The organism is Cyanobacteria bacterium FACHB-DQ100, from assembly GCA_014695195.1.
Taxonomy (GTDB): Bacteria; Cyanobacteriota; Cyanobacteriia; order Leptolyngbyales; family Leptolyngbyaceae; genus Leptolyngbya.
The window spans coordinates 92,031-114,493 of record JACJNW010000023.1 but is presented as its reverse complement, the minus strand read 5'-3'; the positions used below and the strand labels follow the sequence as shown (position 1 = coordinate 114,493).

Below are 22,463 nucleotides of genomic sequence, written 5' to 3'. Positions count from 1 at the left end.
TAAAAAGAGGCGTAGGGCAACGGTCTAGACTCCCTATATTACTACCCTACACGCTCAACTAATCGACTGTCTCGTAATCCGCAGTGACGGTCGCATCTGTCTCAAAGCTGAATCGGCTCATATCTGCTGCAACCGTTTCATCTTCAAAATTCATACCAGAAGTGGTGCGCATTTCAAAGGCAGAATTTTCGGAAGGTTGAGCACTTTCATAAACTGATGAACCAATGGTATACAACAGTTGCTGCAACCCGTCGAGATGCGTCTTCACTTCATCGATACTAACCTTTGGATCAGCGATCGCGCTTTTCAGCCCCACAATTTTCTCGTTTGCCTGCACTTTCAGACGATCGTTAATGAATGCGCCGCTTTCTCTCAGCGTCGTTTCATAGCTGTGGAATAAGTTGTCTGCTTGGTTCTTCAGTTCTACGAGGTGCTTTCGACGATTATCCTCCTCAGCAAAGAATTCGGATTCTTGCCGCATGCGCTCAATTTCAGCATTGCTCAAGCCGCCTGTGTTTGAGATTTCCACACTTTGGGCGCGTCCTGTCCCTTTGTCGCGGGCCGAAACTTTCAGAATTCCGTTGGCATCGATTTCAAATGCCACCTCAATTTGAGGCACACCTCTGGGTGCGGGCGGAATTCCAGTCAGTTGAAATTTGCCCAGACTCTTGTTATCTCTTGCCATTGCCCGCTCCCCTTGCAGGACATGAATTTCAACCGAGGTCTGTCCATCGGTTGCAGTTGAGAAGACTTGAGTTTTGCTGCTGGGAATCGTGGTGTTGCGATCGATCACGCGGGTAAACACTTCCCCTAACGTTTCAATTCCCAAAGACAGAGGTGTGACATCAAGCAGCAGCAGGTCTTTGACTTCACCGCCTAAAACTCCCGCCTGAATTGCAGCTCCCAGCGCTACCGCTTCGTCAGGATTCACAGAGCGATCGGCGGTTTTGCCGTTAAAAAACTTCTTCAGCGCTTCTTGAACGGCAGGAATGCGCGTCGAGCCACCCACTAACAAAATGCGATCGATATCTGCCGTAGACAAGCTCGCATCTTTTAACGCCTGCTCCATTGGATCGATCGTGGCTTGAATTAATCGGCTTGACAGCTCCTCAAATTTGGCACGAGTCAACTCGATTTCCAGGTGTTTCGGTCCTGTTTCGTCTGCGGTGATAAACGGCAAATTGATCGAAGTGCTGAGCGTCCCGGAAAGCTCGATTTTTGCTTTCTCGGCCGCTTCTCTTAGCCGTTGAAGCGCCATTTTGTCTTCAGTCAGGTTAATGCCTTCCTGCTGCTGAAACACCTCGTTTAGCCAATCTACAATACAAGCATCAAAGTCATCACCGCCCAGATGATTGTTGCCTGATGTGGCTTTTACTTCAAATACGCCATCCCCAAGCTGCAAGATCGAGACATCAAAGGTGCCGCCGCCTAAGTCAAAGACTAAAACGCACTGATCTTGATCTTGCTTATCCATTCCATAAGCTAGAGCTGCCGCAGTCGGTTCATTGATGATTCGCAACACTTCGAGTCCAGCGATCGTGCCTGCGTCTTTTGTCGCCTGACGCTGAGCATCGCTAAAGTAAGCAGGAACCGTAATCACCGCCTGTGTCACTGATTCGCCTAAGTAATTCTCTGCATCCTGCTTGAGTTTTTGCAGGATCATGGCGCTAATTTCCTGCGAGGTGTAATGGCGACCGCGAATTTGCACATCCACGGTCTCGTCTTTGCCCTTCGCGCAGTTGTAGGGGACTCGCGATCGCTCAATCTGTGTATCGTCCCATCGCCGTCCGATGAAGCGCTTAATACTAAATACCGTGTTTTCAGCGTTGGTGACAGCCTGCCGTTTTGCTAATTGACCGACTAGACGGACAGCTTCGCTGTGCCCTTGGGCACCGCCCGTTTTACCGAATCCCACCATGCTTGGCGTGGTTCTTCCGCCTTCAGAATTCGTGATGACGACGGGCTGCCCGCCTTCTAACACAGCTACACAACTATTCGTTGTTCCTAAGTCGATGCCGATGACTTTTCCCATATCTAGCGCTGCCGAAAGTACGCGAGGTGAACGCAGAACGCAAGGTTCCTAGTTAGTTTTCCGTAGCTACGGACAAAGCTGAACTAACTTTACAAAGGTTTCCCTGTTTCAGAATTTTCTTAACGTTGCGTTCACAGACAAGCCGCGCTTGTCGATCGTCGTACTTTCACAGGTCGCTAACTTTGGCTAGTAGATTCGTCTTCGGGCGGTGCGGCAACTTTCACCATCGCATGACGCAATACTTTGTCATCGAGCGTATAGCCGCGCATTAGCTCTTCTACGACCGTTCCTTCAGGATGTTCGCTCGTCGGTTGGCGCATCACTGCTTCGTGCAGGTTTGGATCGAACTCCTTACCTTCTGCCCGCATCGGTGCTACTCCGACTTTCTTTAGGCGATCGACCATATCCTTGTAAACACCCTGATAGCTCTTGTGGATATTCGACTCGCTTTCGGTCTGGGGCTTGATCTGCGATCGAGCACGCTCAAAGTTGTCCACCACAGGCAGCAACTCTTTCACCGTATTGCATTTAATTTGCGTTTCTAGCTCTTCTCGCTCTCTCTGAGTGCGACGACGGAAGTTCTCGAAGTCTGCGGCGATTCTCATGTACTGATTGTTCAGTTCTTCCGCCTGCTTTTTCAGTCCTTCGATTTCTCGTTCTTTAGCGGCATAGTTCGATCGTAGCTCCATAAACGCCGCTTCATAATCCGTCGTGTCTTGGTCAGTAGAACCTTCTACACCAGAGTTGGTTTCCACAGCGTCGCTCGCTGGCTCAGATAGAGGATCAGAAGATTCACTGACGGGTGCTTGAACTTCATCGGGCTGCTGCTGCTGATTTTGTTCGTCGATCATTGTGCGCTAATTCCCCTGTATAGAACGCTGGCTTAAGCAAGCCTCTCTCATCCTAGCGAATGGGATGCTGGATGCCGCGCCGCTTATAACCGTTAAGCATCATATCGCACTGCTCTGGATTTAATCTCGCTCCGAAATGAAGCGATCGGCTTCATGCGTTCTTCAAAAAACATTTTGGGCATTCTCAATATGGTGATCTTCGTTCATCCGTTATGACAAATTCTTCTTCTGCCCGGCGTGCTCTTGTTGTCCAAAACAACTTTTCGCCGTTTGGTAACAAACTGATTCAATCTGGCTATGTCAATAACGAGCAGATGCAGCAGGCACTGATCGAGTGCCGCAAGTCAGGTAGACCGCTTACCGCAGTTCTAGAGGCGATGACCGGACAGCAGTTGTCGCCCGATCTGATTCGTCAATATAAAAAGCAGCAACTGTTTGAGTTGAAGATTCTCTACGGAGTTGAATCGCTAGATCCTGAGTTAAATCAAGTTTCCGCAACTCAAATCGGCAGCTTGATCGGCGAATTAATCCCGGTCGAACTCTGCCGCCGCTACAATCTCATCCCGCTTTCTCAAAACGAGGGCAATCCCCCGTCGCTCTTGGTGGCAATGGTTGATCCAGACAACCTCGCCGCTCAAGATGAGCTGAATCGAATTCTGCGTCCAAAGGGATTGGGGCTTCAGCGATTGGTGATTACGATCGACGATTACCAGCGCCTGATGTCAGGCTACATGGATGCACGGCTTGAACAGGAAAAGCAGCTCGAAGCGCAATCTAGGGTCGATGTTCGCTCTGACCTTGAAGGCTTAGAAGGACTGGCAGAACTGAAAGAAGACGACAGCGCCGAAATGGATCTCGATGCGTCAGCAGATGCAGAAGCGGCTCCGATCATTGCGCTGGTGAACAAGATTTTGATCAAAGCCCTGCAAATGGCGGTGTCTGACATTCACGTCGAGCCACAAGAAGAATCCCTCCGCATTCGGTTTCGCAAGGACGGTGTCTTGCGAGAAGCGTTTGAGCCATTCCCGAAGAAGATTATTCCGGCTGTGATCGCCCGCTTCAAGATTATTGCTCAACTCGATATTGCCGAGCGTCGCCAGCCCCAAGACGGTCGGATTCGCCGAATTTTTGATGGACGCAAGGTAGATTTCCGGGTGAACACGCTCCCCAGTCGATACGGCGAAAAAGTGGTGCTTCGGATTCTCGATAACTCCGCCACTCAGCTCGGCTTGGACAAGCTGATTACCGACGAAACCTCGCTCCATACGGTTCAAGAAATGGTGCGGCGACCGTTTGGATTGATCCTGGTAACAGGTCCAACTGGGTCAGGAAAAACGACGACGCTCTACTCAGCCCTGGCAGAGCGAAATGATCCAGGAGTCAATATTAGTACAGCAGAAGATCCGATCGAATATTCGCTTCCCGGCATCACCCAGGTTCAAGTGATCCGCGAAAAAGGCATGGACTTCGCCGCAATCTTGAGGGCCTTTCTCCGACAAGATCCCGATGTGATTCTGGTGGGTGAAACACGAGATAAAGAAACCGCAAAAACCGCGATCGAAGCTGCGTTAACGGGTCACTTGGTTTTGACGACCCTGCACACCAATGATGCGGCAGGTGCGATCGCTCGACTGGATGAAATGGGCGTTGAACCATTCATGGTTTCTGGTGCACTGATCGGCGTTGTCGCTCAGCGGCTCGTGCGAAAGGTCTGTGATGAATGCCGCATTCCTTACACTCCCACTCAAGCAGAACTGGCGCGATTTGGTTTAACCGGTGCGCGAGATGCTCAGTTGACCTTGTATAAAGCGAACACACTAACAGCACAAGAAATTCAAGACGCAAAGGTAGGGAGTCAGCTTTGTCAAAAGTGTAACGGGGTGGGCTACAAAGGGCGGTGCGGTGTTTACGAAGTCATGCGCGTAACCGAGAGTCTACAAACCCTAATCACTGAGGGCGCACCGACCGAGCGCATCAAAGAAGTCGCAGTCGAAGAAGGAATGCAAACCCTGCTTGCCTACAGCTTAGAACTTGTGCGCCAGGGACTTTGCACCCTCGAAGAAGTCGAGCGTGTCACTTTCACTGACACAGGGCTAGAAGCAGAACTCAAAGCGAAGCGCAAAAGTACACTTACCTGCCGGACTTGTGGTGCAGAGCTACAGCAAGACTGGCTCGATTGCCGTTACTGCACGACTCCCCGCTTTCAGGATTGATCTAGCTGTCCTCCAGAGTGAACTAATTTTCAATTTTCTCAATCTAGCAATCAGGAGCAAATCAAATGGAATTAATGATCGAAGACTTGATGGAACAACTGATCGAAATGGGCGGTTCAGACCTGCACCTGACGGCTGGACTGCCGCCCTATTTCCGCATCAGTGGTCATCTTCAGCCGATCAGCGATCAGGTTCTCAACGCCGAAGAGTGTCAACGGCTGATCTTCAGTATGCTGAACAACACACAGCGTAAGAACTTAGAGCAAAACTGGGAGCTTGACTGCTCTTATGGCGTTCGTGGACTGGCACGATTCCGGGTCAATGTTTATAAAGACCGCGGAACCTATGCCGCTTGTTTACGAGCACTCAGTTCCAAAATTCCGAACTTTGAGAAGCTGAATCTGCCAGATGTCGTGCGGGAAATGTCCGAAAAGCCAAGAGGATTGATTCTGGTGACAGGCCCGACTGGATCAGGAAAAACAACCACACTGGCAGCGATGATTGATTTGATCAATCGCACCCGCGCTGAACACATCCTCACGATCGAAGACCCGATCGAATTCGTGTACGAGCCGATTAAAAGTTTGGTTCACCAGCGTCAACTCGGTGAAGACACGAAGAGCTTTGCCAATGCCCTCAAAGCCGCGCTGCGTGAAGATCCAGACATCATTCTGGTGGGTGAAATGCGGGACTTAGAAACCATTTCGCTGGCGATTTCTGCGGCTGAAACAGGTCATTTAGTGTTTGGAACGCTGCATACCAGTTCTGCAGCTCAAACTGTTGACCGGATGATCGATGTCTTCCCCTCCGAGCGTCAAACTCAAGTCCGAGTCCAGCTTTCCAACTCGCTGGTTGCTGTCTTCAGTCAAACGCTGGTTCCCAAGAAAAATCCAAAACCCGGTGAATACGGACGAGTGATGGCGCAAGAAATCATGATCGTAACTCCTGCGATCGCAAACCTGATTCGCGAGGGTAAAACCGCGCAAATCTACTCTGCGATTCAAACGGGCGGAAAGCTGGGAATGCAGACCCTGGAAAAAGTCCTTGCTGATCAATACAAAGCAGGACTGATCACCTTTGAAGCCGCTGCCTCTAAAACCTCCCGCCCAGACGAACTTCAACGCCTCATCGGCGGAACACCAAACGGCGCTGCCGCCGGAGCCGCAGTCAAGCGCTAGTCCCACTTTCGCACTTCGTTCCCACCACTCCTACTGAAATCCTATGCCAATCTACGTTGCCCGCGTCCGAGATGCCAAAGGAAACGCCAAAAAAGAAAAAATCGTTGCTGATTCTCTCAGCGAAGCACGATCGGCACTGCGCGAACAAGGACTGTTTGTGCAAGAACTAAAGCAAAATGAGAGCTTTGACATCAATAAAAGTTTTGAAAATTTCCAAACTTCACTGGTCTCTGTTTCGGTCAAAGATCGAGCGGTTTTCTCCCGCCAATTTGCTGCCCTCGTTAATGCAGGGGTTGCCCTGGTTCGGGGGCTAGGCGTACTAGCGGATCAATGCACAAATCCCAAGCTAAAAAAAGCACTAATGGAGATTAGCAGCGATGTTCAGCAGGGGGTGAACTTATCCGACGCGATGCGGAAACATCCTCAATGCTTTGATGGCTTGTACGTCAGTATGGTGCAAGCCGGAGAAACAGGTGGGGTGCTAGATGAAGTGCTTAACCGTCTTGCCAAGCTGCTCGAAGATGTCGCTCGATTGCAGAACCAAATTAAATCCGCGATGAGTTATCCGGTTGTCGTTGGCTTTCTCGCAACAGCGATCTTTCTAGGAATGACGATCTTTCTCATCCCAATTTTTGCAGGTATTTTCAAGCAGCTTGGAGGCGACTTGCCCGCCTTCACGCAGTTAATGCTGGACATCAGTGCATTTCTGACGAGTCCTGCCGCCTTTAGTCTCTTAATCATTATTCCGCTCATCGTTTTTGCCTATAAGCAATACTACAAAACGCGGGTTGGACGAGAGACGATGGATCGCTTCTTTCTGAAAATGCCATTGTTTGGAGATTTGATCCAAAAAACGGCAACCGCAAGATTCTGCCGCACCTTTGGTGCCTTAACACGCTCCGGGGTTCCGATCCTCACTTGTTTAGAGATTGTGCGAGACACATCAGGCAATCAGATTGTGGCAAATGCGATCGACGAAGCCCGCAAAGAAATTCAAACAGGCGGCATGATCAGCATCGCGCTCCAAAAAGAGCAAGTCTTTCCAGCAATGGCAATTCAGATGATCAGCATTGGAGAAGAAACTGGAGAAATTGACAAGATGCTGATGAAAGTGGCTGATTTTTATGAGGATGAAGTAGAACAAGCCGTCAAAGCCCTGACGAGCATTATGGAACCAATTATGATTCTATTTCTTGGCGGCATGGTTGGAAGTATTCTAGTTGCGATGTACCTACCAATGTTCGCGATTTTCGACAAGCTGGGTTAGACCACGATCGCGCTCTTCATGGTGATTTGGGTCAGGTGGTTGGCGCTGAGACTGCTAGCATCTGACCTTTGTTCTCTGGATTGAATGCTATGGAAATTTCCGTTCAAAAAGCCCAGTACGAGGAACTACTTGCTACCTATAGCCATTCGCTCGAAGCGATCGAGCTTTTAAAGTGCCATCGTAGCTATCTTGAAATGATTCCTAGTATGCGTCGTGCCGAAGAGAGCGTCATTACAATTCCATTGCCGATCGTGCGAATCCGTCAGACCGTTCGCGCGATCGATGCGACCAACATCACAGCCGCCGAATCCCAGCTCCTACCCTGTGAGTTGGCAATTCTCATGTGTGATCCAGAGTGGAAGATTAAAACGGGTAAAGAAATTTTCGTGTTTATCCACCGGCCTGATGAAGACTTCTCAGATCTACTCGGCCGATGGCGACGCACACAGCTAGCCTTGGGCAGAGAATACGAATGGGTAATGCCACCGCGATATCAGCACTTTCTCAACGATGGCGCAGAGAAAATTTATCCGCTTTTCGTTGTATTCGAGCAAACTGCTGAGCGGATTAAGCGGGGTCTAACTGGAGCACACTTACCGTTTGCAGTTCAACCAGCCCCTGAGAACTCTGCTGAAGCGCTGGAAACAACACTCTCTAACCAAGCTGAAGCATAAAAGCTCCAAGTGATAAACCACTTGGAGCTTTCCAGTTGCTCGATCTAATTTGGCTTGCGCTTCGACTTCTGCTTGCGATGATTCACAGCGATCATCGCGTGATCAACCGGAAATCCGGCAACCGGAATCACCTGATACTTGCGCTCTTCTTCTAGCCGCTTCAACTCGGCATAGTTGACCCAGTGAATACAATCAACCGGACAGGTGTCGATCGCTTCTTGAATCAATTCTTCAGAATCGCCATCTTGTCGAATGACCCGCGATCGACCATAATCTGGCTCGATGTAGAACGTGTTTCGTGCAACGTGAGCGCAGTGCTTACAGCCAATGCAAGTAATCTCGTCAACGTAAACTCCGCGCTGTCGAAAAACTCCCCCCAACTCAGGCTCCAGGCCCGATCGTCCCTCTGCTTCCCGCAGGAATCCACCCAGCTCAGGCTCTAGACCTGAACGTTCAGGAGCAAGGTCAGAAGAGAAATGCTCCTCTTGAGGCAGTTGAAAGGAGTCAGGCATTACGCACTCCAGCGTTGTAGGACGAGACGAATCGAACCATCTTCATTCTTTTGCTGCTCAGACAACTGGAAGCCCTTTTGAGCGCTTTCGTTGACGATCGTGTGATACGCGTAACGCTGCGTCACCTTGCTTAAGAAACGATCAACTGAATGATCGAGCTTCCAGAATTGCAGGTCGGCAACCAATTCATACTCGTGACCGTTCCAGGCAAATCCGACATCGTAGCCGTTATCCTGCTCGATGACGACTTCCGCAGCTTGAGTCTGACCGCGATAACCTCGGACATCACGGGGGCCAGATTTCCAGTCCATGCCCAGATCAGACAGGGCGGACTGCAAAGAAGTCAGATTGCGGATTTGTGTTTTAATTTGGCTAAAGTGTGACATGGCAGTGGTTATGATTCAAATTGCAAGGGGTTTAAACAAACTTACCAATCGCTGTAGGTTGCTTGGGTCTTAATGGTTTCGGAGGGTTTGACCGTCTGGGCAAAGTATTCAGAGGTGCGCTCTTGAGCCATCACTCGACCCAATTGCGCTTCGATCGCAGTTGTGACTTCCTCGCAGGAGGTTCCCACGATTCCGGTCACTTTTTCTTGCACTCGACCATCTGGATAAATAATGAACTCTAAGGTTTCCATGTGGCTTGCCCAAGGTAAGAAATATCCAGCAAAACAGCGACCTCACTTCAGAGATAAATTTCAATGGGATTTATCGAAATTTACCTGTTTTTAAGAGCTTAGCTATTTCGCTTTAAAACGTTACAGAACTTTGCAGTTAATAGAAGTAGCTTCTAATTAATTGTCAGTTTCGCTTAACTTCAAATTAGAGTCAAGACATCGCAACTCTGTACAGGTTATAAATGCCGGATTGCTCTCAATGCTTCTTCACGAAGAAGCAGAAGAGAAAAGCGAAAGTCTGCATCCCCTTCCAGCTTGACGAAGACTGAAGCGAGGGCGCAATAACCTCTTGATCCAACAGAATTGCGAGGTAAGCTCGCGGGACGCTTTACAGAAGTATGCATTTGTTTAATTCTCGCAGACTTCTATCAATAGGCTGATCCCCAGATGCTGCTCAGCCTGACCGAATTGAATCAGGAGTATCGCCGGATTTCAAAAATAGCAAGTGAGGGGTCTTGCCCTACGGGGGAATTCATGAACTATGTGTAAATATTGTTACAACGAGTCACGTTTTGTCCTGTTTCTAGAACTCTGTAACCAACATGGTGCCCTCTATCACGCCAGGAACCCTGTTACGGCAGCGGTATTTGATCAAACAAGTTCTCGGTCAAGGAGGATTTGGGCGGACTTATCTCGCGGCCGATCAGGAACGCTTCAATGAATTGTGCGTCATCAAAGAGTTCACGGTTCCGTATCGGGATGACACCCTGGTAGAGAAAGCAAAAGCGCTGTTTCAACGGGAAGCGAGTACCCTTTATCAAATTCAGCATCCGCAGATTCCACAGTTTTGGGCAGCGTTTGAGAGCGACCAACGGCTCTTCCTTGTACAGTCTTACATCCAGGGGCAAACTTACCGCAGCCTGCTACAAGCGCGTCGATCGCAACAACAGACGTTCTCTGAGGCTGAGATTCTTTACTTATTGAGTCATTTATTGCCTGTTCTGGCTTATTTACACGATCGCGGCATCATCCACCGAGATATTTCGCCGGAAAATATCATTCTGAAACTGCCGGAGCGCGTAATTCCAGCCGAGGCTATCCCCCCTCAAGGGCTGCCTGTCTTGATTGATTTTGGAGCCGTAAAGGAAGCAGCAAGCCATTGGCCGATCATTTCGACGATGACTCGCGTGGGTAAGATTGGCTATGCTCCACCGGAGCAGCTGCAAACCGGAAATGTCTTTCCGCATAGCGATTTGTATGCGCTAGGTGCAACTTGCTTGGTACTGTTAACTGGACGAGAGCCACAAGCGCTGCTCGATAGCCAAACTTTAACCTGGCGATGGCAGCCCTACACGCAGCTGAGTGATCCACTCGCCAACGCACTTCAGAAAATGCTGGCGCTACATCCAAATGATCGCTATCAATCTGCTCAAGCAGCCTTAGCAGACGTGCAGCCGTTGAGCCAAGCCGCAGTGAAAACAACGCTGCTCAATCCAAACCTGGAACCTTCTCAATCAATCGATCGAGAAATCGCACCCGCAGCGCGGGATCTGAGTCAGAAGCAATCTACTACGACCAGAAAAACTTCTCTGCTGATGGCAACTCAGTTAGGTCGTGGAATAGCAGACAAGCCGAAGCCTGGAACCGCTAAGCATCCAAACAGAAGATTGGCAAGGATGAACCGCTGGGCGGTGCCGAGCGCGATCGCCTCTAGCTTGATCATCTCAGGCGGAATCGGGCTGCATTTATTTAGAGTCACTGAGCCACTCCCCAGCACCCAGCAGATTAAAACCGATGCGCCATTTCGCAACAAATCTGGAATCACCAGTAATGGTCAGCCCCAGCAGATTCAGTTTGCGCCGGGTGCCATTTCGGCAGTAGTAGTGGGAAATTTAGACGAGCGAAATTCTGAGTCTTATACCCTCGAAGCGTCTCAAGGACAGTTTATGGCGGTGACGATCGAGGGAACGGGTGTCCTTATGAACTTGCTTCAGCAAAACGCACAGCCGATCAATAAATCATCGAACCAGACCCGCAGTTGGATGGGTCAGCTGCCAAAAACGGGTCAATATACGATCGAAGTGACTGGAACCGGAGCATATTCGATAGATGTGGCAATTCCACCCGCTTCTCAGTTTGTAGACTCCAAGATTCAGCATATCCAGTTTCCTAGGGGTCAGAATCAAACCACTGTCACCGGGGAAGTTCAACCAAAACAAGGACAACGATACTTGCTCAAGGCATCTGGTCGTCAGATTATGACAGTTCGTTCACTCAAGGGCGATGTTTCTGTGGCTGTGCTGGCTCCGACAGGACAGCGAGTTGAGAGCCGTTCAGCAGAGGCACACCACTGGCAGGGGCGATTGCCGATGGATGGAGAATACACGGTTGAAGTCACCTCAAAGCGCAAGCAATCCTTTGCTCTAGCATTCGAGATTTATTAAGGCATTAACCTAGCGCGGTGAGGGCGATCGTGCAGTACGATCGCCCTTTTTCTACTGTGCTTCCAGGAAAGTTTGAACGACACCTTTTGGAGTGAGGCGTAACCGGATTGTAGGCGAGCCACCTCCTTTAATCGGCGAGACGAACGCCTGACCAGTAACCGGAAATGCAGAGTCAAGAAAGCGACCCGCAGCTTCACCCAACGGCTCAATTCTATCGATCGTGCCATCAGGCTTAATAGTGAGGCGATATTCGACATCCTCGGTCATGCCTTGGGGGGGGTTCCAGTTCTTCTGGAAGAATGTTTTCACTTCGGCAACTTGTGGAATGGCTGTTCCTGCTGCAAGAGAGGGGGGAGCTTGAAGACTAGCAGCAGCAGGTGAAGAAGCGCTGCGACCGGCAATCTGGACATCTCCGGTAGCTGGCGGAACGGGAGCCGTGTCGGAATTCGCCGATCGAGCCGCTGCATTTGGCGGAGTCGCGGGTGCTTTAGTCTGGTCGGGAATCGCCGCAACTGGCACATCTCGCACGGGAATCTCAAGCTGAGGGGGGGGAGCAGTCACCACGGGTTCTTGAGAGACTTTAAGCCTTGGAGCTTGAGCAGGCTGGGTTGGCGTTGTCGGAGCGGTACCAGGAGTCGGCACGGCTGTACCGGGAGGCAGGGAAGTGAGCGGAGGTGGAGCAGTTGGCAGGGTTGCGATCGTGTTGGGTGCGGTCGGACTCGGCAAAGGTTGAACCGGAAGCCGCTGATCGTTGCTGCTGGCTCCTTGACTGGTGGCGATTTGAGTTGGGGCAGATGACTCGAAGACGCGCGCGATCGAGGCGGTAATACCGATTGCAACAATTAATCCGGCTGCGATCGTGCCCCAGGCGGGTGTGGCGTTGAGCCAACGAGGTTTTTCTAAAGTTGGTAAAGCTGTGACATCTGCAGAATATTCGTCGAGAGCCGCTGCGAGATCTGCGAGTTGCACTGCGCTCAGTTGCAGCATTGCGCCCGAAGCATCGTTAGCGAGGGTGCCGAGATAAAGCTGGTGGGAGATTAAACCCTTGGGTTGCAGATAGATTCCCGCAGAATTTTGCTGGGACTGAGCGATTAAATCGGGAGCGGGTTCTGCAACAGTCGTTGTGGAATACTGCCTGAAACGACTGGACTGACTGAGGAAGTTTTGAACGTAGTGGCTGACGGCATCGCTGAGGGCTTCGAGTTGGACACGATCGCCTCGAACGGTAGCCCATTGATCCTCGCTGACTCGTGGATCGTCAAAGCTGAGTTTAAAGCGAAGATTTTTTAGCACCGATTGTCCCATCCAGCGGGAAAGCGGTGAGTCTTTCGCGGCAATTTCTAAAGTGCAGGTGGGTGGAGTGTAACGGCGAATCACAGAGTTAGGTGAGGGCATGGGTTCAACAGTTAAGCACGTCAGTTCGGAGAGGCGGGCAGTGAGCGATCGAGCAAGGTTAGCCAAAGCCGTCGAACGCCCTGCGGACTGCCATAAAAGAGCAAATCGATCAGCAATTTTAGAGCAAGCTGGGTGAGGATCTCCGTGGAAACGGTATCGCCCTGTTCCATGCGCTCTTGGTAGGTGTTTTGGAAGGTGTCCAGGTAGTTGCCTAAGAGCGCCGCTTGATGGGGTTCGCGATTTTGCTCGGTGAGTTGTTCGAGCAGAGCCACAGCACGACGAATCAGTTCATTTTGCTGTTTTGCGAGGTGACAGATAATCAGCGTGAGTGCCCTTGCTTCATCGACATCCAGTTTTTTGCGTCCGCCTTGTCCTTTCCGCAAGGGACTCGATTGCCTCAGCCGCCAGAGTGAGACACGATCGCTAATCATCGATTCGAGATTCAATTCAGTTGCCGCTTGCAGCATGGCTTCTGAGGAGAGATTGGCGATCGCTTCGATCGCCAGCAAAATCAGATCCAGTTGAGCTTTGATGTTGTCTAACTGGTCGGGATTGGGCTGGGCGGAAAGGTGATGGTTTTCCCAGTTGGAGGGAGAGGCGGAGGGCTGCACAATCGAGGTCATAAATTCAGCTTAAGGAACACCCTTGAGAATGGGCGGATGGTTACAGGTCTTGAAACAGCGACTGCGTTCAATTTCAATTTGTTTCCTCGCCTAAATTCAACCACAGATCAGGCAAGGGACGAGAAAAGTTCTGCCAATAGATAGAGTTTCAACCGAGCAGGTTCTGAGTCAGGAAAAACGCGATCGCTGCACTCGAAATCGGCACCGTTAAGTTATCAATGCCAAATTTCGAGAATGCTTCTAATGCGGCTGCACTCAATCCTACGATTAGCGCAATCAGCCAGATTTGCCAGAGATTACCGATCGTTCCTAGCAAAATTAAGGCACAAACGGACGCGCTAATGATTGCCATTGCGCCAGATCCTTCCCAGCTTTTTTTCATATCCCAAAGGTGATAGGAATGCTTGCCGAAGCGCTGTCCGATCAATGCGGCGAATCCGTCTCCCCAGGTCATTACAAGAATTCCGATCGCGGCAAATTGTGGCTGAGCGATCGTCCAGAACCATGCGACTAAAACGCCAATACTGACGGCATAGAAGAACGTTCCAAAGCTTTTTCGCCCAATGCTGTTGATATTAGGCAGGATTGGGACGTAATAGGAGAGCAGTGTGATCGCGCTAAAGACGATTGAGGCTCCCACACCCAGCCAGAGCGGAGTATTCAGCCACCAGGCAATCAGAATGACGTTACCTGTGCCGATGTGAATCACCTTGCGAACCAGTTCGTTACTGTTGGTCGATCGATTGGCAATTTCGGCACACACGCCGACTAGCGAAAGCCAGGCAAGGACGATCGCAATTTGCCCAAATAGAGAATGAGTCCAGCTAGAATCCACAGATTTTCCATCTAACCCGATGTTTTCACTTTATCGGGTTTGGCTGTCAGAAAGGATCGTCCATGCGCCATAGCGATCGCTGTAATGCGCCAAAATTTTCTCCACTTGGTTTCGCACTTGCGAGTTATTGGGATCAGAAAATTCGATTTCCAGGCTACCAATTTGGCTCAGCGTGTATTCAAATTGCTGGGAAGCCTGGGGAGTGAGGCGAGTTTGAACGCCATCGACTTGAGTGAGGTGGGCTGCAACTTCGCGGTAGACTGCCAGCGGTAGGGTTGGATTTTGAACTGAATAACTCACAGCGATTTTCCGTTTCCATTCGCATTGTAAGGAGGCAGGGTACAGCAATTCACTTCATCAAGGCAAACTTTGCCCCATTGGAGCGCCCATCTAACGAGGGCGACGCGGTTTTCGGTTTCAGTTTTGGTCAGGATATTGCTGATATGGTTATCAACCGTTCGCTTGCTGATTTCTAGTTTTTCCGCGATGTCTTGGTTGGTTAAGCCAGCGGCTACTAATTCAATAACCTGCAACTCGCGTTCCGAGAGCGGCGCTTGTGCTTGAGATTCACCGTCTGACATAAAGATATCCTACGCTGTGTATATGTACTCATCTCTAATTCCATTCTAGGTGGAAATGCTCAATTCGCAAATGAGATCTGAGGCGGCAATGATTTGAAGTTGAAGGGATGCTGGGGAATCAGCATTGGTTTTGAGAAAATCGATAGACTAAGAGAGGCGTTAGTTCAAATCAAATTTGTTAGGGCGAATCATGCAGCATCCGAAGTCGGTTCCAACTGTGTCGCTCGATCGACGGACATTGAATTATCAAGAAGCTTACCCCTGCCCGATTTGTCGTCATGGACAGGTGGAAGGATTAACGCTGATGGATGCGTTTGCCTGTAATTTTTGTCGTCATATTTTCACGGCGAACTTGAACGAGCAGACGGTTCATGTGGAGGATAGTTCGCAGCCGATGACGTGGCGGTGGAATGGGCGCAAATGGCAGGCGGCGAATCAAACTGATGTGGATTTGTCGATCGTGATTTGGCTGGTGGGACTGGCATTAGTGGTGCTGCCACCGAGTCTGATTTGGTTGCCGTCACAAGTTTTTGTACCGCTTGATGGAAGTTCTGGTGCTTGGTTTCCGAGGTTTTGGATCACATTAACGTTTGCTTGTCATTTCGGATTTGTCTCTTGGCTGTTGGCAGAACACTATCAACTGCCATTTTATGTTGCGGGTAAAGTTAGAATTCGGCGCTGGTTAGAGCGGTTTTCATCCTAAGTGATTCAGCGAAAAATGCGGCTGAGATCGAGAACAAATTCTGGTAGAACGGTTTCACCTGGGAGAATGTCGGGACTTTGCAATGTTTCTACGGGTTGCTCTTGACGATCGATCTTGATTTGGTGAGTAATTGGATCGATTAGCCAGCCGAGCAGAACACTCAACCCTGAATCTCAAAGACTCATTTACAAGTCTCACAGACTCATTGCTGACTCTCATACCAGATTGATTTGTGGATGCGACAGATTCTCGCCCCCTAAATCCCCCATTCTGGGGGACTTTGAGTATGATCTGTCGCATTCTATGTTTAATTCGGTATCAGAAACTAATTGACGAGTCTTAGAACCTCATTGCCGACTCTCAGAACCTCATGCACGAGGCTCAAAGACTCGATCACGACTCTCAAAACCTCATCCGCGACTCTTAAAAGCTCATTGCCGACTCTCAGAACTTTATGGACGAGGCTCAAAGACTCGATCGCGACTCTCAGAAGCTCGGCTGTGAGAAAAAATTGCTCCTTTTTGTCGATCACCTAAAGCTTTGCAGATCTGATTCAGCGAAAAATGCGGCTGAGATCGAGAACAAGTCCGGGTAAGACCGTTTCACCAGAGTGCGTGAATGGGTTTTGTAAGATTTCGACGGGTTGACCTTGGCGGTAGATTTGAACTTGTTTTGTTTGTGGATCAATCAGCCAACCGAGCCGCACTCCATTGTCCATGTATTCCTGCATTTTCTCCTGAAGATCGCTCAAAGCATCAGTTTCGGATCTCAATTCGATCAAAAAGTCAGGCGCGATCGGCGGAAATTTCTTTTGTTGTTCGGGCGTTAACCTACTCCAGCGATCGTACTCAATCCACGTCACATCGGGCGATCGATTAGCTCCATTCGGCAGTTTGAAGACCGTTGAAGAATCAAAAACAACTCCCAATTCTGTTTGTCGATTCCAAATGCTGACATCTGTTATCAGGTCTGCATTACGGTATCCTGATTCTCCTCCTGTCGGTGGCATGATAATTAATGCTCCGTTCGCAGTGCGCTCAAGCTTAAGATCTGGATTTTGCTGACAGAATTCGTAGAATTCATCGTCGGTGAGATCGATCGTCGGACGCAGATTGATGATTAGTGCAGACATCGCTTATCCTCCTTGCTAATCCAGTAAGACGCTTTCTGCAAGCTCCATTGGTAAGCCGACCAGCGATTTCACTCGCAATTCTTGATAGAACTCATCCTGCGATAATTCCACTTTTGATTGGGCGGAAAGCAGCAATAACGCCCAAAAGACACCCACGCGCTCATGATTCTCCGAATGATGTGGATCGATCTTATTGTTGCGCTCTTGCAGTGCCACCCAGAATTCTAAAACCAGTTCAAAATCAATCCAGTCTTGCCCTTTAGCAACTTCCGACCAGTAATCGGCAAAAAAGCCCTCGATCGCTACCGCCATTTCTGACAAATTCTCTTCGTGGGCGAGTGCGGCGATCGCTTTGACGGCTTCTGATCTCGGAATCTTGGTGCGCTTCGCTCGATGGCGCGGCTCTTTTTCTTCCAGCGCAGTGGCAATAATTTGCAGTTGTTCGATGAGTTCTTTGAGGGTGACGCGCCGCCGTTGAGGAGGTTGGGCGACGGCTCTGCGGCGTAACTGGCGCTCCAAATTGAGCGGCAAAGCCGTTTGACCCAACTCTAAAGAATCGAGAAATTCGTCACCTTCGGGAAACTCTGGAATCTCTGGCGTGGTGTCTACTTGCGCTAAAGTGTTGGCTTTGAGCAAGAGCAGCATCGACGCATAGAGAAATGCTTGCCCCGACTGGGTGAGATTCGCTTCGTAGAGTTCTCGTCCGGTCGCCGGGGCAAGCTCACTGAGAAAGCGATCGATCACATCGATCACCTTCACATCCCACGGATCAATTTCACCGCGTTCAGCTAAATCAATTAAAAGCGCGATCGCGTCTTGAGCGAGAGAAACTGGCATAGATTGGGAGAATTAGCGAATCTTGACCCGTGCGAAATAAACAGCAGCCAGCACAATAAAGGCTAATAGGGTCAATGGTACACAAAAACTCCAATCTCGACTCGTTAACTCGTCTAGATTCAGAAAGGCGAGGGGCATTAATAAGAGCGACATTCTCGCGTCCTACTGAGCGTAAATCTCGCGAGCTTCTGCATCCTGCACCGTTTGGGCGGCGGGTAAGAGTCGTTGTTGCTCTTCGAGTTCTGCTTTGTAGCGCTCAAGGTCGTCTTCAAGGGCATGAATGCGGTTTTCGCGCACCGTCACTTCTTTACGAATTTCAACCATTCGCTGAACTTGCGACCAAACACTAAAGACCCACGCTAAAACCGCACCGATTCCACCCGCTAAAATTAGCTCGATCGACAAAGGCGCTTGAACTTGAATATCTTTGACGACATGAATCGTCGTAGGTTCAGTGTTCTCAATTCCGAAAAAAACCAGAGCCAAACAAATCACGAAAATGATTAAAAAGTTAATCTGTCTCATCACTGATGCTCCAAATCACGCCGCTAGTCTAGCAAGCTTCGCTCCAAACTGATCAAAAGAAAATCTAATCAAGCGGTGGCAGTTTGGTTTCAGGTTCAACAATGATCGTAGAGTCCGCAAGCCGAATCGCATCGATCGTGCCCTTAATCGTGCCGGCAACGGGAACCGCAACAATAATTCCTAACACGCCCGCCACTTGCAGCCCGATTAACAACGCGATAAAAATCCAAAGCGGATTCAGCCCGGTAAAGTCTCCCATAATTTTCGGAGCAAGCAGGTTGTCGCGAATTTGCTGAAGAACGATAGCCGCAAACGCCACCTGCAACGCTAGCCAGCCACTCTGAAACGCGACCAACAGCGTTACCACTCCGATTCCAAGCGCCGCACCAATGAATGGAATAATTTCAGCAACACCGATGATTAAGGCAAAAACTAAAGTAAATGGAACCTTTAAAGCAGTAAATACGGGAATGACTGCTAATGCCATAAATAGCGCTAGAAGAATTTGGCTCAAGAAAAAGTTATGAAAATTCTTCCGCAGTGATTCACCAAAAGGCACAGCAAGCTTAGGCGGAATTAAATTAAGCAATCCCTGCCAAAGTTTTTCTCCATATAGCAGCATATAAAATGCCAAAACAATGACTAAGATTGTGTCTACTAATCCGGTCACTGTTCCCAACGCAAGACCTAATGCTTGCGGCGCAAAGTTTTGAATTTGGTTCTCGATCTGAGTGCTTAATCGACTGCCAAAACCTTTGAGATCGATCGGATAATTTCGCGCTTTTGCCCAACTATCCCAAGCATCCAAATTCAATCGACTCGATTCTAACCAACCGGGGATTTTTTCGAGTAATTGCGAGGTTTGAGCCAATAGAATCGGCATCAGAGTCAGCGTTAGGATTGCCAGAAGTGCGATCGTAATCAAAATAACGATGACGATCGCACCTTGGCGTTTAATTCTTACTTTTTGGAAAGCGCGGACTGGATAATCTAGCAGAAATGACAGAATTGCTGCGATCGTCAACACCGCAATTAAATGATCAAAATAAGTGAAAAGCTGGCTTAACAACCAAATATTCAGAGCAGCGATCGGGCCAATCAATCCAATCACTAACCATCGTTGTAAATCAGGTTGACGACGCGCCATAGTGTCTTAACTCGCTGGCTTTGCCGCAGGCGGTAATTGCTGATTTTTAAAGTAGATTCCAACAGCAACGATCGCAGCAACCATTACGGTTCCAATTCCTAATGGGTTTAACATCCAGAATGCAGCTTCAATATGATTTTGTTGTCCGGGCTGAAGCGTCCAAATTAACTGCTTACCCTCGCGACGGACAGCCCCTTTTGTGATGCTCTTCGCACCCCAGGGTGCATCTAAACTAAATTGCAAATCTAAGAGTGAATTTGGATTGACTAAAGCACTACCATCAGGAGCAGGGATACCGAGCGATCGTAAATCCACATCGTAAATTAATCGCGTCCGCTCAAATAGAATAAAATTGCCTTGTTTTACCACTAATTTAGAATCAATCTTCGGCAAATCTAAAGGCTTTTTGTTACGGATTTTCGCAGCCAGCTCAGCACTAAAATACTGATTAAATTTCTTCTCTAAATCCTGCCCATTGCTAAATGGAATGGTTGCCAAAACTTCTTGGTTTGAAAGTTTGAGCGTTTTTCCTTGCAGTCGTTTGACTCGCTGATCAAGGTTGGCTAACCAAGTTTGCGCTGTTCCGCTCGTAAACGTGCTTAAGCGATCGTCGAGTTGGATTCGCTGTACGATTGCGCCCCGGTTTGGGCTATTAAACTGAATCCCGACATCATAGTTGACACATCCAGTCGTCACCAGACAGACAACCAGTAAGATGACGCAATGTTTCAAAAACCGAGAGAGTTTTGCAATCATATCCGCAGGAACAATCGAGAAGAGCGATTTCTATGATGGCGCACGATCGGCGATCGTGGATAGTTCGCTTCATCTGAATTAAGAAATTGCCCACTTCGATTGTTCCCACTTAAGAAGCGACTATGCCGCAACTGGCTCTGCTTGTGTCTCAGTCATATCGACAGGCGCACCTTCTTCCACCATTTGCGCCATCTTTCCGCCCTTGTTGATGAAGCTTTGCATCGCCGCAAGCATGGCATCCACTTTACGAGTGCGCCATTCATCAATCAGCTTTTGAGTTTCACGCGCTCCATATCGTCGCTCCATTGCTTCGCGAAGATAGGCTGCATGTCCGGTTTCATCCTGAGCAACGCTGATGATTCCTTTTTTCAAATTTGCGCTGACCGCATCATTGGGAAGTGCATCTGCAAGTCGTAAAAAGTCCTTGCTGGCATCGAGTTCGAGAATGTAAGTGCTGGCAAGAAACGTACTCCACTCTATATTCTGAGGTTTTAATTGCTCTTGAGAATAGCCCTTGAAATAAGCGTCAAAAAACGGACTCCGTTTTTCGCCGAGTTCGTCCAGCTCTCGCTCTCGCATCTTGCTAAAGTCCATCACGCGGCGATTCAGTTGTTTCAGCCCCTGAGCAAAGATTTGACCATGCCGCTTTTCATCGCTGGCGTGGCGATCGAGCCGTTCAGCTAGCCAAGTTTCTCCTTCTGTGGCGGCACGATCGCGGAGTGCTTGTAAAAACGGCACTGAACCCGATTCTGCCATCTGAAAACCAGCGATGAGATTCGGACGAGTTTTAGAGTCGCGAATGCTGCTCGACAGAATGTAAGCGCTTGCACCTGAGCCAATAATATGCAGAACTTGAGTTAAAAGATTCATAACGTAAAGTCAGAGATTGTTACTGCTCAGGCTAACGCGCAATTTTGAACGTGCAATCCAACGATGTGAGTAACTAACTTTGTCTATAAGTAACTAATTTTGTATTCGTGAGCAGGAGTACAATTTTGGCGCAGTAAACGAGTAAAAATATGGGGAATTCAGCGATAGGTTGTTGAGATGCTCACTGTCGGAAATTGGCGCAAAACCTTGGAGGCGATCTGTATCCCGATCGCGGCTCTACTCTTCGCACTGGTTTTGTTTGGAATATTTTGCTTTGCTGCGGGTGCAAATCCCTTTGAGGTTTATTCTGCAATTTATCAAGCTGCCTTTGGGAACTGGTCGTCGTTTCAGAACTCTCTGCTTCGAGCGGCTCCATTGATGCTGACTTCGCTCTGTACAGCCTTGCCCGCTCGTTTGGGATTGGTGATCATCGGCAATGAAGGGGCGTTAGTCATCGGCGGAATTGCAGCGACGATCGTCGGACTCTCCAGCCTGAATCAAGCGCCTGCGGTCGTTACGCAAGTCTCGATGGCGATTGCGGGCATGATCGGGGGCGGACTGTGGATCGGAGCAGTCGGAGCATTGCGACATTACCGCGCCGTCAATGAAACCATCAGCAGTTTGTTGATGAACTATATTGCGATCGCGCTGTTGAATCATCTGGTTGGAGGCCCGATGCGCGATCCGAGTTCGTTGAATAAACCCTCTAGCTACGCGATTCCGGATCTCGATCGCTTAGGCACCATTCCGCTATTTCCTAGAGTTCACTACGGATTAATTTATGGAATTTTTGCCTGTGTGATTGCTTATTTTCTGATTCAGCGCACGACGTTTGGATTTGCGGCGCGGACGGCAGGTGGCAACGTCAAAGCAGCGCGAATTGCTGGGCTTCCCGTCGGACAGTTAACGCTGGCAATTTGCTTTTTAGCAGGGTCTTGTGCGGGACTGGCAGGAATGGTTGAGATCGCCGCCGTGCATGGACGCGCGAATGAATCTCTGAACGCCAACTACGGATATTCGGGAATTCTGGTAGCATTTGTCGCCCGAAATAATCCGATCGCAGCCAGTATCATTGCCATTCTATTTGGTGGAATTCTCGCAAGCGGCAGTATCTTGCAGCGACGATTGGATTTGCCCGATGCAACAGTCTTTGTCTTACAAGGCTTAGTTTTTCTTGTGGTGCTGTATAGCGAATCGCTGTACGGACGGTTCAAAATTTTCAAAGAACCAGAACCAAAAATGCCCGCAACATCAGTAATTCAGGGAGGTTAA

The 22,463-nt window shown here is 49.3% G+C and carries 24 protein-coding genes; 7 read left to right on the top strand and 17 right to left on the bottom strand.

What is annotated here, in order from left to right:
• Positions 1-58: 58 nt before the first annotated feature.
• Both dnaK and grpE read right to left on the bottom strand, forming a co-directional pair.
• Positions 59-2,032, bottom strand: coding sequence for a molecular chaperone DnaK (dnaK, locus tag H6F51_08660; protein ID MBD1822566.1), 1,974 nt, complete (start codon positions 2,030-2,032; stop codon positions 59-61).
• A gap of 176 nt (positions 2,033-2,208) precedes the next feature.
• Entirely contained in the window at positions 2,209-2,883 is a 675-nt protein-coding gene (gene grpE, locus H6F51_08655) for a nucleotide exchange factor GrpE (GenBank protein ID MBD1822565.1), read from the bottom strand.
• A gap of 212 nt (positions 2,884-3,095) precedes the next feature.
• On the opposite strand from grpE, the gene H6F51_08650 reads away from it, so the two are divergent.
• From H6F51_08650 to H6F51_08635, 4 genes are all read left to right on the top strand, one after another.
• On the top strand, positions 3,096-5,096 hold the full coding sequence (locus H6F51_08650; GenBank protein MBD1822564.1) for a type II/IV secretion system protein: 2,001 nt from the start codon (positions 3,096-3,098) through the stop codon (positions 5,094-5,096).
• A gap of 65 nt (positions 5,097-5,161) precedes the next feature.
• On the top strand, positions 5,162-6,274 hold the full coding sequence (locus tag H6F51_08645; protein ID MBD1822563.1) for a type IV pilus twitching motility protein PilT: 1,113 nt from the start codon (positions 5,162-5,164) through the stop codon (positions 6,272-6,274).
• Positions 6,275-6,317: 43 nt separating this feature from the next.
• Complete coding sequence (locus H6F51_08640; protein ID MBD1822562.1) at positions 6,318-7,541, top strand: type II secretion system F family protein; 1,224 nt, start codon at positions 6,318-6,320, stop codon at positions 7,539-7,541.
• A 95-nt stretch (positions 7,542-7,636) separates the two neighbouring features.
• Positions 7,637-8,215, top strand: coding sequence for a hypothetical protein (locus H6F51_08635; GenBank protein ID MBD1822561.1), 579 nt, complete (start codon positions 7,637-7,639; stop codon positions 8,213-8,215).
• A gap of 44 nt (positions 8,216-8,259) precedes the next feature.
• On the opposite strand, the gene H6F51_08630 is transcribed toward H6F51_08635, so the two are convergent.
• Genes H6F51_08630 through H6F51_08620 form a run of 3 tightly spaced genes read right to left on the bottom strand, consistent with a single transcriptional unit; the run spans position 8,260 to position 9,364 of the window.
• Entirely contained in the window at positions 8,260-8,727 is a 468-nt protein-coding gene (locus H6F51_08630; protein MBD1822560.1) for a ferredoxin, read from the bottom strand.
• Positions 8,727-9,113, bottom strand: a complete 387-nt coding sequence (locus H6F51_08625) for a DUF1257 domain-containing protein (GenBank protein ID MBD1822559.1) — start codon at positions 9,111-9,113, stop codon at positions 8,727-8,729. The genes H6F51_08630 and H6F51_08625 overlap by 1 nt, the downstream gene beginning before the upstream one ends.
• Before the next feature lie 41 nt (positions 9,114-9,154).
• A complete protein-coding gene (locus H6F51_08620) occupies positions 9,155-9,364 on the bottom strand; it encodes a DUF2997 domain-containing protein (protein MBD1822558.1) in 210 nt (69 codons plus the stop codon).
• Positions 9,365-9,945: 581 nt separating this feature from the next.
• Between H6F51_08620 and H6F51_08615 the strand changes: the two genes are divergently transcribed.
• Entirely contained in the window at positions 9,946-11,787 is a 1,842-nt protein-coding gene (locus tag H6F51_08615; protein ID MBD1822557.1) for a serine/threonine protein kinase, read from the top strand.
• A gap of 51 nt (positions 11,788-11,838) precedes the next feature.
• On the opposite strand, the gene H6F51_08610 is transcribed toward H6F51_08615, so the two are convergent.
• From H6F51_08610 to H6F51_08590, 5 genes are all read right to left on the bottom strand, one after another.
• Positions 11,839-13,248 (bottom strand): DUF4335 domain-containing protein, encoded by a 1,410-nt coding sequence (locus H6F51_08610; protein ID MBD1822556.1) that lies wholly within the window; start codon positions 13,246-13,248, stop codon positions 11,839-11,841.
• The gene (locus H6F51_08605; GenBank protein ID MBD1822555.1) at positions 13,203-13,805 is read right to left on the bottom strand and encodes a DUF3038 domain-containing protein; all 603 of its coding nucleotides are present in this window, start codon (positions 13,803-13,805) and stop codon (positions 13,203-13,205) included. Before H6F51_08605 ends, H6F51_08610 begins: the two co-directional genes overlap by 46 nt.
• A gap of 148 nt (positions 13,806-13,953) precedes the next feature.
• Entirely contained in the window at positions 13,954-14,640 is a 687-nt protein-coding gene (locus H6F51_08600; GenBank protein ID MBD1822554.1) for a phosphatidate cytidylyltransferase, read from the bottom strand.
• A 30-nt stretch (positions 14,641-14,670) separates the two neighbouring features.
• Complete coding sequence (locus H6F51_08595) at positions 14,671-14,940, bottom strand: hypothetical protein (protein MBD1822553.1); 270 nt, start codon at positions 14,938-14,940, stop codon at positions 14,671-14,673.
• On the bottom strand, positions 14,937-15,221 hold the full coding sequence (locus H6F51_08590; protein ID MBD1822552.1) for a response regulator transcription factor: 285 nt from the start codon (positions 15,219-15,221) through the stop codon (positions 14,937-14,939). Before H6F51_08590 ends, H6F51_08595 begins: the two co-directional genes overlap by 4 nt.
• 190 nt (positions 15,222-15,411) lie before the next feature.
• On the opposite strand from H6F51_08590, the gene H6F51_08585 reads away from it, so the two are divergent.
• Complete coding sequence (locus H6F51_08585) at positions 15,412-15,924, top strand: hypothetical protein (protein ID MBD1822551.1); 513 nt, start codon at positions 15,412-15,414, stop codon at positions 15,922-15,924.
• A 5-nt stretch (positions 15,925-15,929) separates the two neighbouring features.
• Here H6F51_08585 and H6F51_08580 read toward each other — a convergent pair whose 3' ends face one another.
• The 7 genes from H6F51_08580 to H6F51_08550 all read right to left on the bottom strand — a co-directional run bounded on the left by H6F51_08580 (position 15,930) and on the right by H6F51_08550 (position 21,191).
• Positions 15,930-16,088, bottom strand: a complete 159-nt coding sequence (locus H6F51_08580) for a Uma2 family endonuclease (GenBank protein MBD1822550.1) — start codon at positions 16,086-16,088, stop codon at positions 15,930-15,932.
• A 389-nt stretch (positions 16,089-16,477) separates the two neighbouring features.
• Entirely contained in the window at positions 16,478-17,056 is a 579-nt protein-coding gene (locus tag H6F51_08575) for a Uma2 family endonuclease (protein ID MBD1822549.1), read from the bottom strand.
• A gap of 15 nt (positions 17,057-17,071) precedes the next feature.
• On the bottom strand, positions 17,072-17,893 hold the full coding sequence (locus H6F51_08570) for a segregation/condensation protein A (protein ID MBD1822548.1): 822 nt from the start codon (positions 17,891-17,893) through the stop codon (positions 17,072-17,074).
• 162 nt (positions 17,894-18,055) lie between these two features.
• The gene (locus H6F51_08565) at positions 18,056-18,418 is read right to left on the bottom strand and encodes a LapA family protein (GenBank protein ID MBD1822547.1); all 363 of its coding nucleotides are present in this window, start codon (positions 18,416-18,418) and stop codon (positions 18,056-18,058) included.
• A gap of 64 nt (positions 18,419-18,482) precedes the next feature.
• Positions 18,483-19,565: an AI-2E family transporter gene (locus H6F51_08560; GenBank protein MBD1822546.1), complete on the bottom strand. Its 1,083-nt coding sequence runs from the start codon at positions 19,563-19,565 to the stop codon at positions 18,483-18,485.
• Positions 19,566-19,571: 6 nt separating this feature from the next.
• The gene (locus tag H6F51_08555; protein ID MBD1822545.1) at positions 19,572-20,321 is read right to left on the bottom strand and encodes a DUF3153 domain-containing protein; all 750 of its coding nucleotides are present in this window, start codon (positions 20,319-20,321) and stop codon (positions 19,572-19,574) included.
• A 120-nt stretch (positions 20,322-20,441) separates the two neighbouring features.
• A complete protein-coding gene (locus H6F51_08550) occupies positions 20,442-21,191 on the bottom strand; it encodes a ferritin-like domain-containing protein (protein ID MBD1822544.1) in 750 nt (249 codons plus the stop codon).
• Between the two features lie 177 nt (positions 21,192-21,368).
• Between H6F51_08550 and H6F51_08545 the strand changes: the two genes are divergently transcribed.
• The gene (locus tag H6F51_08545) at positions 21,369-22,463 is read left to right on the top strand and encodes an ABC transporter permease (protein ID MBD1822543.1); all 1,095 of its coding nucleotides are present in this window, start codon (positions 21,369-21,371) and stop codon (positions 22,461-22,463) included.

What these genes read in the sequence shown, in the direction of transcription:
- dnaK (MBD1822566.1), bottom strand. Translation starts at nt 2,032, where the DNA reads ATGGGAAAAGTCATCGGCATCGACTTAGGAACAACGAATAGTTGTGTA.
- grpE (MBD1822565.1), bottom strand. Translation starts at nt 2,883, where the DNA reads ATGATCGACGAACAAAATCAGCAGCAGCAGCCCGATGAAGTTCAAGCA.
- H6F51_08650 (MBD1822564.1), top strand. Translation starts at nt 3,096, where the DNA reads ATGACAAATTCTTCTTCTGCCCGGCGTGCTCTTGTTGTCCAAAACAAC.
- H6F51_08645 (MBD1822563.1), top strand. Translation starts at nt 5,162, where the DNA reads ATGGAATTAATGATCGAAGACTTGATGGAACAACTGATCGAAATGGGC.
- H6F51_08640 (MBD1822562.1), top strand. Translation starts at nt 6,318, where the DNA reads ATGCCAATCTACGTTGCCCGCGTCCGAGATGCCAAAGGAAACGCCAAA.
- H6F51_08630 (MBD1822560.1), bottom strand. Translation starts at nt 8,727, where the DNA reads ATGCCTGACTCCTTTCAACTGCCTCAAGAGGAGCATTTCTCTTCTGAC.
- H6F51_08625 (MBD1822559.1), bottom strand. Translation starts at nt 9,113, where the DNA reads ATGTCACACTTTAGCCAAATTAAAACACAAATCCGCAATCTGACTTCT.
- H6F51_08620 (MBD1822558.1), bottom strand. Translation starts at nt 9,364, where the DNA reads ATGGAAACCTTAGAGTTCATTATTTATCCAGATGGTCGAGTGCAAGAA.
- H6F51_08615 (MBD1822557.1), top strand. Translation starts at nt 9,946, where the DNA reads ATGGTGCCCTCTATCACGCCAGGAACCCTGTTACGGCAGCGGTATTTG.
- H6F51_08605 (MBD1822555.1), bottom strand. Translation starts at nt 13,805, where the DNA reads ATGACCTCGATTGTGCAGCCCTCCGCCTCTCCCTCCAACTGGGAAAAC.
- H6F51_08590 (MBD1822552.1), bottom strand. Translation starts at nt 15,221, where the DNA reads ATGTCAGACGGTGAATCTCAAGCACAAGCGCCGCTCTCGGAACGCGAG.
- H6F51_08585 (MBD1822551.1), top strand. Translation starts at nt 15,412, where the DNA reads ATGCAGCATCCGAAGTCGGTTCCAACTGTGTCGCTCGATCGACGGACA.
- H6F51_08575 (MBD1822549.1), bottom strand. Translation starts at nt 17,056, where the DNA reads ATGTCTGCACTAATCATCAATCTGCGTCCGACGATCGATCTCACCGAC.
- H6F51_08570 (MBD1822548.1), bottom strand. Translation starts at nt 17,893, where the DNA reads ATGCCAGTTTCTCTCGCTCAAGACGCGATCGCGCTTTTAATTGATTTA.
- H6F51_08565 (MBD1822547.1), bottom strand. Translation starts at nt 18,418, where the DNA reads ATGAGACAGATTAACTTTTTAATCATTTTCGTGATTTGTTTGGCTCTG.
- H6F51_08560 (MBD1822546.1), bottom strand. Translation starts at nt 19,565, where the DNA reads ATGGCGCGTCGTCAACCTGATTTACAACGATGGTTAGTGATTGGATTG.
- H6F51_08555 (MBD1822545.1), bottom strand. Translation starts at nt 20,321, where the DNA reads ATGATTGCAAAACTCTCTCGGTTTTTGAAACATTGCGTCATCTTACTG.
- H6F51_08550 (MBD1822544.1), bottom strand. Translation starts at nt 21,191, where the DNA reads ATGAATCTTTTAACTCAAGTTCTGCATATTATTGGCTCAGGTGCAAGC.
- H6F51_08545 (MBD1822543.1), top strand. Translation starts at nt 21,369, where the DNA reads ATGCTCACTGTCGGAAATTGGCGCAAAACCTTGGAGGCGATCTGTATC.